Source organism: Acidovorax sp. 22279, assembly GCF_052045435.1.
GTDB lineage: Bacteria > Pseudomonadota > Gammaproteobacteria > Burkholderiales > Burkholderiaceae_C > Acidovorax > Acidovorax delafieldii.
Genome location: NZ_JBQEOV010000010.1, coordinates 69,009 through 81,428, shown reverse-complemented (window position 1 = coordinate 81,428; position 12,420 = coordinate 69,009). Strand labels below are relative to the sequence as shown.

The following is a 12,420-nucleotide window of genomic DNA, read 5'->3' as shown; positions in this document are numbered from 1 at the left end:
ATTCTCCCGCTCCGCATAAAATCCGCCGTCGGCAACGGCCACCCCTTGATGGCGGCGCCCTACCCTGAGTGATCCATCCCATGACCCAGCCTTCTGCTGCCCCGGCAGCTTCTGCCTTGCCCGCCCGCCCCGTGCGCTCCCAGTACGAAGATTTCATGCGCCATGTGTTCACCCACGGCGTGGACAAGTCGGACCGCACCGGCACCGGCACCAAGAGCGTGTTCGGCCACCAGATGCGGTTTGACCTGAAGGAAGGTTTTCCGCTGGTCACGACCAAGAAGGTGCACCTCAAGTCCATCATCCAGGAGTTGCTGTGGTTCCTGACCGGATCGAGCAACAACAACTGGCTGAAAGAGCGCGGCGTGACCATCTGGGACGAATGGGCGCGCGAGGACGGCGATCTGGGCCCGGTGTACGGCGTGCAGTGGCGCAGCTGGCCGACGCCGGACGGCGGGCACATCGACCAGATCAGCGACGTCATCCAAACGCTCAAGACCAACCCCGACTCGCGCCGCATCATCGTGAGCGCCTGGAACGTGGCCGAGCTGCACAAGATGGCGCTCATGCCGTGCCACGCTTTCTTTCAGTTTTACGTAGCCCCGGCGCAAGAGCCCGGCGGGCGCGGCACGCTGTCTTGCCAGCTGTACCAGCGCAGTGCAGACATCTTTCTGGGTGTGCCGTTCAACATCGCCAGCTATGCGCTGCTGACCCACATGGTGGCCCAGCAGTGCGATCTGGAGGTGGGCGACTTCGTGTGGACGGGTGGCGACTGCCACATCTACAGCAACCACCACGAGCAAGTGCAGACCCAGCTGGCGCGCACGCCCTACCCCTACCCTGTGCTGAACATCAAACGCAAGCCGGACAGCATCTTCGACTACGAGTACGAAGACTTTGAAGTGGTGGACTACCAGTGCCACCCTGCCATCAAGGCGCCCGTGGCAGTCTGACCTGACCACTGCACCAGCCAGCCTGCGGCACAGGCCCCGCTTTCACCCATAACCAATACAACGAGCTTCTATCTATGTCTTCCGGCGGATTCCACGTACACGGCCCCCACGACCACGCGGTCGAACATGCCACCCACGGCCACGATGCTGCGCACCACGGCGCGGACCATGGCGGCGGCTCGTCCACCAACAAGATCGCCATGTTCACGGCCATCGTGGCCACGGTGGGTGCCATCTTTGCCTACATGGGCGGCGCCACCCAGGCCAATGCGGGCCTGATGAAGAACGACGCGGCCATCAAAAAGACCGAGGCCTCCAACCAGTGGAATTACTTCCAGTCCAAAAGCACCAAACAAAGCCTGGCCGAACTGGCCCGTGACCTGACCCCGGCCGAAGCCGAGAAGGTTAAATACCAGGCCAAGATCGACCGCTACGAAAAAGAGAAGAACGAGATCAAGACCGCGGCCGAAAAGCTGGAGGCCGATGCCCACGCCTTCGATCAGCAAAGCGAGGCCCAGATGCACCAGCACCACCGCTGGGCCCAGGCCACCACCGCGCTGCAGGTGGCGATTGCCCTGGCCGCGATTGCGCTGCTGACCAAGAAGAAGTGGCTGGAATACGGCATGTACGGCGTGGCCGCCGTGGGCCTGGGTGTGGGCGCGCTGGCGTTCCTGCACATCTGATCCCCTCCCCACTCACGCACAGAGCGAGCCCCATGCCCCTGCACCTCATCTACGCCCGCGCGGCCAACGGCGTCATCGGCAAGGACAACCGCCTGCCCTGGCACATCCCCGAGGACATGGCGCACTTCAAGCAGCTCACTCAGGGCTGCCCGGTGGTCATGGGCCGCAAGACCTGGGACTCGCTGCCCGCACGCTTTCGCCCCCTGCCCGGCCGCACCAACATCGTGGTGACGCGGCAGGCCGACTGGCAGGCCGAGGGTGCCCACCGCGCAGGCAGCCTGGCCGAAGCCCTGGCGCTGTGCGACGCAGGCAAAACCGTGTGGATCATTGGCGGCGCGCAGATCTATGCCGAATCCTTGCCCCTGGCGGACTGCTTGGAGGTGACGGAGATCGCCCAGGACTTTGACGGCGATGCCTATGCCCCCGTGCTGGGCGCAGAATGGGTAGAAACCGCCCGCGAGCACCACGTGAGCACCAACGGGCTGCCGTTCAGCTTTGTGACCCGTGTGCGCCGCGCCTGACGCTTCTGCCCCTTTCCTCATCTACTCACATTTTGATAGCTGCCAGCGCATGATCCACTAGCGCTACCGGCCAAAAACCATGCAAATTGCCACCTGGAATTTCAATTAGTGTTTCAGAGTGGATCACAACGTCTCAGCAAGCATCGCAAGCCGTTGTTTTCATTGGGTTTTTTGATTCACACTGTCGCACACTGATTCTCATTGGCGCATGAACTCCGGGTAGCTAGGTGGGTAGCTACACTCCTAGCTACCCAAAAAAAGGACTGCCGATGCCCAAAATCAGTCACACGCTCACCGACATACAGATCAAGCGCTGGATCTCAAAAGGTGAGGCGGTCGCCAAGTCAGATGGCGATGGGCTGACATTCACCCTTTCCACAGGCGGCACCGCCACCTGGGTGCTCCGGTATCGCGTGCAGGGTGGGCGGCGGCGCGAGCTGACCATCGGCAGCTACCCAGACGTGACGCTCGCGGCAGCCCGGGAAAAGGCACGCGCCCTGCGCGCATCCATCGACGGCGGCGCCGACCCGGCGGCGGAGAAGCAGGAGCGCAAATCACGCACCGCTGCGGCATGGACCATGCGCGAACTGGTTGCCGACTATCGAGAAAAGGTGCTCCGCCCCGATGTGTTCGCCGAGGACACCATCTACTACCGCAATGCCGACATCGACCAGGTGATCCTGCCGCGCCTGGGTTCCTGGCAGGTGAACAAGGTAACGAGCATTGATGTCGTGACCGTCCTCAAAGAGAGCGGCCGGACGTGGCTTATGACAAAGCGGCTGCTCACCTCTCTCTCCAAGGTTCTCGACCACGCCTGCGGCCTGACGCTCATTGCGGCCAATCCGTGCACCGGCATCAAGCTGTCCGCGCTCAAAGGCCCTCGCCCCAAGACACGCCAGCGCGTCATGCTGGAGAACAAGGAGCTGCAGTCCCTGCTGCCGGGCATTGACTTCATCGGCCGGGAGAACGCCCTGGCCTTCCGCATCCTGCTGGCCACCTGCGTGCGCGGGGTGGAGCTGGTCAAGGCCAAGAAGGAGCACTTGGACCTGGAGGCCGGCACCTGGTGGGTGCCCGCAGAGTCCGTCAAAACCCGCGCTGGCTTCCTGGTTCCCCTCGCACCGGTCGTCGTTGACTGGTTCCACGAGCTGATCGCCCTGTCTGGCGACTCCGTGTACGTGCTGCCCACTCGCCGCGCCGACCGCTCCAAAGAGCTGGGCGATGTACCTATCGGGCGCACAACCCTTTGGGCTGCGCTGCGTCGCGCGTTTGAGCGCGGTGACATGGACATCCGCAAATTCACCCCGCATGACACACGCAGCACGGCCAAGGGCCACCTGATGAACATGGGGGTGTCGCGTGAAATCTCCGAGATCGCGCTGAACCATACGCTCAAGGGCATGGAGGGGATCTATGACGTGCGGGAGGAAATACCGGAGCGCCGCAGGGCCCTGAAACTCTGGGCCGACTACCTGGTGGGTTGCGAGAACAGCGCCCCACCCGGCCGCGATGGTGAGGCGAATGTGGTCCGGTTGCGCAGGGTGGCGTGAGCTTGGGCACACCAGCTGGACCGTGGACAATCCCCCACCATGACAGCCGAAAATCCAGAAACGTAACAATCCAAGCTGACCGCTATCGCGCGAAGGAAAACGACATGGCACTCAAATTTACTGACGATGCAAAACGCATGGTGCTTGAATCTATTGGCGGCGTCGCAAAAAATGGGGATCTCGCAACTGCGTACATACCTTACGACTCCATTTCGTTGAGCGCTGTAGCCGGCGGTGGGCTGCAGGTCAACTTTGAGCGGAGCGGGGAAACCATCTTTTCCATGGCCGCGCCCAAGGGATGGGAATCATCTGGAACTTTCAGAATATCAGGAGTCCACGGAGAGGTGCCACTGACAGTTTCTGACAACTAACTCATGCAGATTGAAAAGCCCCGCTCGCATCACTGCGGCGGGGCTTTTTCATTGGTGCTGACGAATCAGCAGTTCAGATCGACGGGCACATGCGCCAGGAAGGGTGCACTGTAGGTCGTCGCTTGAGCACGCGCAGCACGAAGGCCTTGGCCGCTACCAGCGCCACGCGCGGTTTCTCCTGGCCCGGGGCCGTGGCCTGCAGCTGAAAGGGCTCCACCCAAGCACTGAGCAGGCGGTCGATGCCATAGCTCACGGCGGAAGCCACACGGTCCACGGCGGCCGACATGGCGGAGGCGGCTGCCATGCAGGCCATGGCAACCAGGGAAACGAAACGGGAGGAACGGTACATGGTGGATCTCCAGATGGGTGATGCCGTGGCTACCGGCGGGGGCCCCTTGCCGTGGCGGGGAATGGGTGTCGGCCTGGCTGGGCGAACCACTTGGCCATCCCGGCGCACCGGGGCGGGCCTTGCCAACGTAATCAGATGGGGCGTGGGGTGCCGGCCAGATCCGCAGCAGCATCTGCATCGGTCAACACCGGGCGGGCCAGCTCGTCGCGCAGGCGGAAGCCCAGCAGGGGCCAGATTTGGCGCTCGGCGTTCTCGCGGGCGATGCGCTCGCCGATTTCCTTGTTGTAGTTCTCCGGGCTGGCGCAGGCGCTGTGGCCCACCACGGTGAAACCGTTGCGCAGGACCAGGACGCAGAATGTCAGGAGTGACAGAGCCGGTGGGGCCTCGAAACTGAACTGCCGAAGCACACCATCAGGGCTCGCCTCGTTGTAAGCCGCGCCAGCCGCCCCATCGAAGCCGGTGAAGAAATGCGCGCTGGCAATTTCATCCTTCAACACAGCGGGCGTCACGCGTGGGCCCTTGTCGGCCTTGGCCTGGATCTCGCGCTCCAGGGAGTCTGGGCCGGGGTCGATGACGGGGAGCTGCAAACTCGCGGAAGTGGTGCCCGCACTTGGCGCACCAATCGGCGGGATCACAATGCCAGATGCCATGGCGGCCGATGCGGGCTCCGCCTTTGCCGCCTGCCCCTGCTGGTAGGGCATCCATTCGGCGTAGAAGCCGGTCGCGGGTGTCGAGTCACCGGGTTGCAGCAGATTGACGCTGGTTGCGATGAACGGGTTGCCGTAGTGATCGAGCACCGACAGGTTCACCATGCGTTCGCTCCACACATAGGTCACGGTGGCGTCCAGCGGTTGCCCATGAAGTTCGTTCAGTCGGCCGCGTTCGGTAGTGCCGGGCTTCTGCAGATCAGTAGTGCCATTGGGGCGAAACCAAACTTTGCGGCCCACGGTGGGCTTGATGACAGTAGAGGTCATGGTGTTCTCAGGGAGTTGGCCCGGCATCCGGCCGGGGCGGCTGGGTCAGCGCGTCGTAGTCGCGCTCGCAGGACTGCCCGGCGATTCGGGCTTTGTCGGCGTACTCAGCCAGGATTCCCGCTCTTTGGTCAGCGCGGCCGAGCACGTCGGCAAGCACTCCGATGGGATCGCCGGTTGCCGCGATTGCGGGCTCAGTGCCGGGATTCGCGGCTGATCGGCGGGCTGCGGCGACAAGGGCATCGATGCGTTGCTGCAGGCGGCCAGAAGCACGGCGAGCGTCGGCAGCATCAGCGTTAGCAGCTTCGATTTTTGTAGCAGTTTCACGAGCGTTCCTTTCTTTGTCAGCGGCCCAGCGGGCTTCTTGCGCACGCACGGCGCGCAGGGCCTTGGCTGTCAGGTCGGCGATGTGCGCCAGAGTCTGGGCGTTCTTGGTGCGGGTGTTTGCGGCGTCGAGCTGGGCTGTGTGCAGCCGTGCGGTCTGCACCACCAGCAGCACCCCAAGCGCCAGGGCGGCGGCAATGGCGCCGTAGGCTTTGAGCTTGTCGAGGATCATTTCCCCTGCCCTCGCTTCTTCCAGGCGACCACCACAAGACCGATCAGCACAGCCGCCGCCAGCGCAAGGCATGCCCAGCCCGCCGGAGTGGCCAGCAGGAACAGCAGTGCCTCGGCCCACCACGGCAGGTAGAAGCCGCTGGCCATGGCGATGCCCGGCAGTAGAGCCAGGACGGCCAGGACAAGGGCGCGCATCAGATCGACCCCTTTTGGCGCTGGATGCCTGCCTTCACACCCAAGCCGTAGAAGTGCTTGGCCAGGCCTTCAAGTTGGCGCTCAGACCAGGGCGTGCAACCCACGGCAGCGCACTCGGCCGCGTCCTCGTCGGACACCTGCAGGCCTTTTGTTGTTGCACAGCCGGTGAGCAGTGCGCTGAGCAAAATCAGAAAAATGAGTACAGCAAGCTTCACGATTGCGCTCCAAGCCACCATGTGCGGCAAATCTCGTCGTTTGAATCGCCGCGCAGCTGCAGGCCTGGCAGCACGGTAGAAACGCCCTGCACCGTCCCACGGTTCCAGCGCGTGTTTTCTCGGCAGGCACCCACCCAGTCCCCAGCATTGGCCTTGCGGCGCATGGTGCTGTCGAAGAAATTGCCCTCGCCCTTGTTGTGCAGGAAGTCGAGGAAGGTGGCTTGCTGGAACGGGTCGTAGCTGGCCCAGTGCGTGAGCAGGCGCTTGGCTTCGACCTCGTAGCCGATGTAGCGGCGCTTCTCCAGCCGGTAGCAGTCGGCGGGGGTGTAGGTGCGCCCCGCCACCACCTCGGGCCCGGTCAGGCCATTGCAGACGGTGAGCGGCTGGCCCTTGCCCAGCTTGTCCACGTAGGGCACGCCGATATGGCGATTGCTGGATTCGTAGAAGCTCGCCATGACCATGGCAATGCGGATGGCATCGGACACCTCGGGGTCTGCGGCCACGGCCTGGATGTAGGCGTTGGTGTTGGCTTCGCGCGTGGCGGCCTCATCCACGTAGTAGACCCCGCCACCGGCGCCCAGCAGCATGACCAGGGCGGCAAGACTGGTGCGCAGTTGGGCGGGGACGCGGCTCACTCGTCGGCTCCCAACTCGCCAAGGTCGGTATTACCTGAAACCACGCGCCCGGTGTTGCGCATGATGTCAATGCGCATCTGGCGCTCCTGCTGGCGCAGGGCATGCTCGGCGGCCAAGCGGCGGTTTGCTTCGCGCTTGTAGTACCAACTCACCAGGGCGCCCAGCAGCGCAATACACACGCCGAACAGCCCGATTGCCTGGGATGAGGCAAGCCAGCCAAGGAACCCAACGACAGCACCGCCGCCGGAGGTGCGACCGCCAGCCGTGGCAAGAGCGTCGATGGTTTCTGTTTTCATGAGCCCGGAGTGTTCCGGGCATGCGCCTGCGGGTCTAACCCTACTGGGGGGGAATCATTTGGCCGCGCACCTCATGCGGACACGAACATCGTTCGATCCTCTGCGACCACGCTCACCACGCGGTCCTCGCGCGCCACTGATACCAGGCGCGTTTCGGTCGCAACTCGCACCAGCCTGTCCTCGATGGGCACCACCAGGGTTCGGCTGGGGTCGAGGGGTGGGGGCGATTCAATGGCCGCGAATGTGTCCTGGCCAGTCTCCAGCGCTGCCAGTACGCCGCCTGCGGCAATCTGCCCGGCGATGGCTGCGGTATCTGCACCAGCCTCAATGGCGGCAAGTAGCGCGCTGACCAGGGCCGCACCGCTCGCTCCCAGGCTGTCAGCTCCAGCCTCTACTGCTGAAAGCGTACCCGCCGACTTGGGCAAACCGCCCTGCCCAGCCATGCTGTCGCTGCCACTCTCAGCGGCGGCCATGGCACCAGCGATCAGGGCACGCACCGAAACGGATGCAGCGTCGAGCCCAGCCTCCACGGCTGACATGGAGGCGGTCAGAGCAGAAGGGCCGCCTGTTGCACTCAGGTCGTCTGCGCCAGACTCGGTTGCGGACAGACTGCCTGCCGCGCGCGGCGCGGTCCCACTTGCCGCTAGAGCATCAGAACCCGATTCAATAGCAGCGAACTCCCCTTGGCGGCCTGCCACACTAGCACCGGCGGCTGCCAACACGTCAGCGCCGGACTCTGTGGCAGCCAGTGCGCCTTGGGCCAAGGCTGCCCCGGCAATGCTGGCAGAGTCAGTGCCGACACCCGTTGCAGCAAGCGAGCCTCCCACCAGGGCGCCACCTGACGCGCTGAGCCCATCTGCACCGGATTCGTTTGCGGTCAACGAGCCGGATGCGGCACCGGTATCAACAAACCATGTGAAGTTCGCAGCGCTACCCGCCGGGGGTGCATAGGATGCGACACCCACCCACGAGAAGTTAGCCGCGTTCCCTGCCGGTGGCGTGTAGCTCATACCGGAATCACACCGCGCAGTGTGAGGGCCGGCAGTGTCTCGCCCCCCGCAGGATAGGCGTTCAGGGTGTGCGCCGTCCCCACGTCCACAGGAATTGTGTATGCGCCTGTGCCTCCATCGCTGGTGACGCTCCCGACTAAAGTCCCCAGGTCTTCGCGGTAGGCACGAACCAGTCGGGCCGCGTTGGCACCAGACGAATCTTTCACCGTGCCAGAGATCGAGTAGACGGTGTACGGCTCAGTCGCTGGGGTGTAGTCAGCGCTGTGGAGCAAGCCACCTTTGAGGATGACGGCCTCATCGATGTAGCCGGTGAATTGCAGTAGCGTGTATTCACCGAGCCCATGTAACCCCAGCGCAGAGGACGACGAATTGACTGCCGACGAAGACGTCGCAGTGGCCGCCGTCACACCATCCACCCGCAGCCTGAAAGTGGTTCCCGAACGGCTGTACTCAACCGTGTACCACGTATCGTTGATGACGGAGGCCGATGACGCACAGGATGCAAATGCCGTGCTTCCGGACACGCAGTAGCCCTCAAACCTATCCGATGCATTGATCTGCAGGATGAAGGACACCGATGCATTCGATCCACTGGAGTCACACTGTGCAATAAGCACCATGCGACCGGAACCGCCAGAGCGCCGCACCCGCAACTCGATAGCAAAGTCCCCCGTGCCCATGTTGAAGTCTGCGTCTGCAGGCGTCGTAAGCTGGGTTCCCGAAGCCCGCAGCAGCGACGACCCACCGAAAACGCTTGCGACAGTGCTGCTGGTTACGCTACCGGCAGTGAGCGTTTTTGTACGCGCGCTGCTATCGACAATGGGCGACGCGCCATGAAGAAGGAGAGATACCTTTGCAGGATCTAGCAGGATGGCCACGCCATGCTCCTATCAAGCGTGCGTGATCGTCGCGGAGTTGATGGTGATGGCCTGCCCGCTCGCCAGCACGTTGTTGTCCAGCACCAGGTCGGTGCCGGAGGTGCCAACGGTCAGGCCGGTAATCACGTCAGCGTCTGCAGAGGTCGTGATGCTGGCTTTCGTGGCCGTGCCCGCAGAGGATGCGGTGGTGCTCAGGATGCCGTCTGCGCCACCGTTGGCGTCAGAGAGCGTCAGCACGGCGCCCGACACGGTTCCAGCAGTCGATGCCAGGTTGAACGTAGCCAGCAGCGCGTCTGCGGCGCTGAACAGCTTGAGCTTGCCCGAAGTGCCGACGGTGGAAACCACGGCGTTCATGCGGGCTGTCTTGGTGGCGGTGGAGTAGGTGACAGACATGGCCGGTCCTCAGCGTTGGGTGATGGCGAAATTGATGGTCCGGTCGTCAATGCGGCCGGCAGCGGTGGTGATGCGGCAGGTCACGAACTCGTCGGCGTCCACAACGCCACCCGAAACAAAGGCAGTGGCGGTGGCGCTGGTGTTCGAGAAGGACTCAACCGTGATGCCCGCGCTGGGCACCCACTCAACGGACACGATCACATCCGCCAGCGGGGCGAGCCAGTCCGACCAATCGACCGTGTAGTCGAGGGTGGCGTCGGGGTCTTTCTTGATTGCTGCCATGCCCTGCAGTTTTCCGGCTGCATGGTCAGGCGTCGAACCCTACTGGGGGGCGTTGCCGCTCCAGTGGAGGGCCAGTACAATTCCGTTACCGCACCGGAGCCCCCGGTCGGCAGTGTTTTTGCAGTCGTGACGGGACAACTCCAGTAGTGGGCATCAAACCCCACCCTGCTGCAAAGACCAGGTAAGCCCCTGATCGCAAGGTCCGGGGCTTATTTTTTGCGCGGCGGCAGCCCATCGGGAACCGCGCTTCGCACACCAAACGCGTCGCCCTGGCTATCCAAAGGCATGCGCGCGTCGTATCGCCTCCCCGTCACTGGATCGCGCATCCCCTCGTTTAGCAAAGATGGCTGTTGCCGTGCCTTGCCGAGGTCCAAATCAACGCGTGATCGCTTGGACATGGCCTGTTCGGCAAATGTCGCAACCTCCGCCGGAGAGTAGCCCTCCTGCACGACCCGTTTGTCGTGAAGGTGCCGGAATGCATCGTCCGTCATGCGCACATCAGTCGTTGCGGCATTCAGACCCACCTTCTCCAGCATGTTCGCCTGACCCTGCGTCACATCCCCCAGTCGGTACGTCCCACTCCCCTTCCCTGCCGTCAGGTCTGCCAGCAACCTAGCTTTCCCTTCTGCCGACATGGCCGCTATGAAGCCCAAGGCAGTTGCAGCCTTTGTTGCCGCGCTGGGCCCGGCCAGGGATCCAAGCAGCTCCGCAGCCGGTCGCCGCTCGGGTGTCACGGCGCCGGCACGCTCCATCTGTTGGCCGATCCACTCAGACCCACCTACCGGTGCTGGGTGCTGGTAGCCCAGACCGCCGAGCGCTGCGGCGGCGAGGTCCACCGGGCCGCCCAGGACGCTCGCCGCGGTGCGGTTTGCCACGTCAGCGAGGCCTCGGGCCACATCGGCACGAAAGCCAGAGTCGGCCACGGCGCCGCCAATGGACTGCAGCCGCTCCGCTGCGGACGGCGCCGATTGCTCGGCCCGAGGTGCACACGGGTAGCCAGTGGTCGGAATCTGGTCGATGAGAGCCAAGCGCGTGGAGGGCTCTTCTTTTGCCGGCGTACGTCGGGCAATGTTGGCGGTTGGCACTGTTCTGGTCCCTTAAGAAGGAAAACAGGTTGCCAAGGTCCGAACGCTTCGTCGAACCCCGCTTGGGAGTATGCCTTTGCGTTGGGCTTTACCCGTTCGAATCGTGCGTCGTGCTCATGAACGCATCTCGAATACCGTCCAACAGCTTCTCTGCCATTTCATATGAATTGTCGATATTCGAAATAGCCACTCCAAGAGCTGTTTTATAAGTAGAAACTATATCGTAGATCCAATAAATGCAGAAAGACAAATCTTCCACACTATCCAAGGAGCCTGACAAAATATAGAATTTAAATGCCAACTCATTCGACTTTGTCACAAAAAAATTCCCAAAGGGAATTTGACGATTTATCGAATTTAAGACCTTGAATAGGGAATCCCCAGCCACCGAGACTGGCAACTTTAAATCAACATGGAAAACAGCAGCATCACCAAGAAGCATTAAATAAACGCTGTATCTTTGGCCATCTTCACCCAACTCCAATGTCAAATCTTCGTTAAGATTTTCAACCAAAGAAACAAGTCGAATACTACGAAGATGCTCTGCAAGCCTGTCGCGAATAGCCAATGCTTCAGTCATTGAGGGCCCTTCGCAGATACGGTCGATGATACGTCGCTGAATCAGCGACAATCGACTCCCGACGCGAGTAGTCGTAAAGCTTCTCTTCAGTTTGCCCTCGTTTCGATTGAAACATCTCCTTGAGTCTTTTTGACGACAAACTCAATGATCCAGCAGAAAAAAAGCTTTCATCCAAAACTGCTTTCGGGAATGGGTGAAGAACCACATCCGCACCTATCAACCCCGCATCATGAACGCTCACAACCCCCACGGAGGAGGACATTTTCAGATCAGTGTGTGACAATTTGGAGAGTTGTTTAAGATGATCCTGCAAAAAAAGACTGCGCAAACTCTCGATGCCTACAATGGCGGAGCTGTAGTTTCCCAAACGCTGCTGGACTCGCTCAGCCTCATCCTTCTCCGACACTGCGCTTTTCCTATACTGAGCACTTAACATCGCGCTTGGCCGAGGCTTGTTGTTGTCCGGAACAGAGGCAAGACCACGCAAACATACTTGCTCCAATAATTCATCTTCAAAAGTTCTATCCACAGCCCAGACATAGAACTTATTCAACACATCATAAACCGATATCTTGCCAAACTTCAGGTTTGCTATCTCTTGAGCGTCCGTAGCAACTACCAAGTATCTGACAGTACGCTTAACAACATCATCATCTGACAAATAAGCAAAAAACCAGCGATCTGATTCTTTGAATGTAAAAATCAGAGCGTTGTCAAACTCATACAGAACCTCTACAGGCTCCATAGTTTTGAATTCAAGGTTTTGCCTGTGTTCAGGCTTAATCTTCCACATGATGTACGATTTCAAATCCCTCTGAACGAGATATACCGGAATAAGGCCACCACGTATGATGTCCTGGAGACCTTGACGGTGTTTCCAGGATCTTTCCGTGATATGCCTGTA

19 protein-coding genes are annotated in these 12,420 nt (G+C 61.3%); 5 read left to right on the top strand and 14 right to left on the bottom strand.

The annotated features are described in order from the left end of the window. Window positions 1–80 precede the first annotated feature (80 nt). From ACTJKQ_RS14535 to ACTJKQ_RS14515, 5 genes are all read left to right on the top strand, one after another. Window positions 81–950: a thymidylate synthase gene (locus ACTJKQ_RS14535; RefSeq protein ID WP_108498839.1), complete on the top strand. Its 870-nt coding sequence runs from the start codon at window positions 81–83 to the stop codon at window positions 948–950. 74 nt (window positions 951–1,024) lie between these two features. Further along, entirely contained in the window at window positions 1,025–1,633 is a 609-nt protein-coding gene (locus tag ACTJKQ_RS14530; RefSeq protein ID WP_056743682.1) for a DUF4337 domain-containing protein, read from the top strand. A 32-nt stretch (window positions 1,634–1,665) separates the two neighbouring features. After that, window positions 1,666–2,154 (top strand): dihydrofolate reductase, encoded by a 489-nt coding sequence (locus ACTJKQ_RS14525; protein WP_108498840.1) that lies wholly within the window; start codon window positions 1,666–1,668, stop codon window positions 2,152–2,154. Between the two features lie 269 nt (window positions 2,155–2,423). After that, window positions 2,424–3,701, top strand: a complete 1,278-nt coding sequence (locus tag ACTJKQ_RS14520; RefSeq protein WP_440597263.1) for a tyrosine-type recombinase/integrase — start codon at window positions 2,424–2,426, stop codon at window positions 3,699–3,701. A gap of 104 nt (window positions 3,702–3,805) precedes the next feature. Then, window positions 3,806–4,072 carry a hypothetical protein gene (locus tag ACTJKQ_RS14515; RefSeq protein WP_440597262.1) on the top strand — a complete coding sequence of 89 codons (267 nt, stop codon included), beginning with the start codon at window positions 3,806–3,808 and terminating at the stop codon, window positions 4,070–4,072. A 73-nt stretch (window positions 4,073–4,145) separates the two neighbouring features. Here ACTJKQ_RS14515 and ACTJKQ_RS14510 read toward each other — a convergent pair whose 3' ends face one another. The 14 genes from ACTJKQ_RS14510 to ACTJKQ_RS14445 all read right to left on the bottom strand — a co-directional run bounded on the left by ACTJKQ_RS14510 (window position 4,146) and on the right by ACTJKQ_RS14445 (window position 12,309). Continuing rightward, window positions 4,146–4,421, bottom strand: coding sequence for a hypothetical protein (locus ACTJKQ_RS14510; RefSeq protein ID WP_440597261.1), 276 nt, complete (start codon window positions 4,419–4,421; stop codon window positions 4,146–4,148). 131 nt (window positions 4,422–4,552) lie between these two features. Continuing rightward, window positions 4,553–5,395: a Gp49 family protein gene (locus ACTJKQ_RS14505; protein ID WP_440597260.1), complete on the bottom strand. Its 843-nt coding sequence runs from the start codon at window positions 5,393–5,395 to the stop codon at window positions 4,553–4,555. Between the two features lie 7 nt (window positions 5,396–5,402). Further along, the gene (locus tag ACTJKQ_RS14500; protein ID WP_440597259.1) at window positions 5,403–5,948 is read right to left on the bottom strand and encodes a DUF2514 family protein; all 546 of its coding nucleotides are present in this window, start codon (window positions 5,946–5,948) and stop codon (window positions 5,403–5,405) included. After that, window positions 5,945–6,142 carry a hypothetical protein gene (locus ACTJKQ_RS14495; protein WP_440597258.1) on the bottom strand — a complete coding sequence of 66 codons (198 nt, stop codon included), beginning with the start codon at window positions 6,140–6,142 and terminating at the stop codon, window positions 5,945–5,947. Before ACTJKQ_RS14495 ends, ACTJKQ_RS14500 begins: the two co-directional genes overlap by 4 nt. Continuing rightward, entirely contained in the window at window positions 6,142–6,357 is a 216-nt protein-coding gene (locus ACTJKQ_RS14490) for a hypothetical protein (RefSeq protein ID WP_440597257.1), read from the bottom strand. The genes ACTJKQ_RS14495 and ACTJKQ_RS14490 overlap by 1 nt, the downstream gene beginning before the upstream one ends. Beyond that, window positions 6,354–6,992: a glycoside hydrolase family protein gene (locus tag ACTJKQ_RS14485; RefSeq protein WP_440597256.1), complete on the bottom strand. Its 639-nt coding sequence runs from the start codon at window positions 6,990–6,992 to the stop codon at window positions 6,354–6,356. Before ACTJKQ_RS14485 ends, ACTJKQ_RS14490 begins: the two co-directional genes overlap by 4 nt. Continuing rightward, window positions 6,989–7,288 carry a holin gene (locus ACTJKQ_RS14480; protein ID WP_015013505.1) on the bottom strand — a complete coding sequence of 100 codons (300 nt, stop codon included), beginning with the start codon at window positions 7,286–7,288 and terminating at the stop codon, window positions 6,989–6,991. The genes ACTJKQ_RS14485 and ACTJKQ_RS14480 overlap by 4 nt, the downstream gene beginning before the upstream one ends. A gap of 71 nt (window positions 7,289–7,359) precedes the next feature. Next, complete coding sequence (locus ACTJKQ_RS14475; RefSeq protein ID WP_440597255.1) at window positions 7,360–7,827, bottom strand: hypothetical protein; 468 nt, start codon at window positions 7,825–7,827, stop codon at window positions 7,360–7,362. A gap of 467 nt (window positions 7,828–8,294) precedes the next feature. Further along, window positions 8,295–9,176 carry a LamG-like jellyroll fold domain-containing protein gene (locus ACTJKQ_RS14470; RefSeq protein WP_440597254.1) on the bottom strand — a complete coding sequence of 294 codons (882 nt, stop codon included), beginning with the start codon at window positions 9,174–9,176 and terminating at the stop codon, window positions 8,295–8,297. Between the two features lie 12 nt (window positions 9,177–9,188). After that, window positions 9,189–9,569 (bottom strand): hypothetical protein, encoded by a 381-nt coding sequence (locus ACTJKQ_RS14465; RefSeq protein WP_440597253.1) that lies wholly within the window; start codon window positions 9,567–9,569, stop codon window positions 9,189–9,191. Between the two features lie 9 nt (window positions 9,570–9,578). Then, complete coding sequence (locus ACTJKQ_RS14460) at window positions 9,579–9,851, bottom strand: phage fiber-tail adaptor protein (RefSeq protein ID WP_440597252.1); 273 nt, start codon at window positions 9,849–9,851, stop codon at window positions 9,579–9,581. A gap of 209 nt (window positions 9,852–10,060) precedes the next feature. Continuing rightward, window positions 10,061–10,936 (bottom strand): hypothetical protein, encoded by an 876-nt coding sequence (locus ACTJKQ_RS14455; RefSeq protein WP_440597251.1) that lies wholly within the window; start codon window positions 10,934–10,936, stop codon window positions 10,061–10,063. Window positions 10,937–11,024: 88 nt separating this feature from the next. Beyond that, on the bottom strand, window positions 11,025–11,516 hold the full coding sequence (locus ACTJKQ_RS14450) for a YbjN domain-containing protein (RefSeq protein WP_440597250.1): 492 nt from the start codon (window positions 11,514–11,516) through the stop codon (window positions 11,025–11,027). Beyond that, window positions 11,509–12,309 (bottom strand): hypothetical protein, encoded by an 801-nt coding sequence (locus ACTJKQ_RS14445; RefSeq protein WP_440597249.1) that lies wholly within the window; start codon window positions 12,307–12,309, stop codon window positions 11,509–11,511. The genes ACTJKQ_RS14450 and ACTJKQ_RS14445 overlap by 8 nt, the downstream gene beginning before the upstream one ends. Window positions 12,310–12,420: the final 111 nt, after the last annotated feature.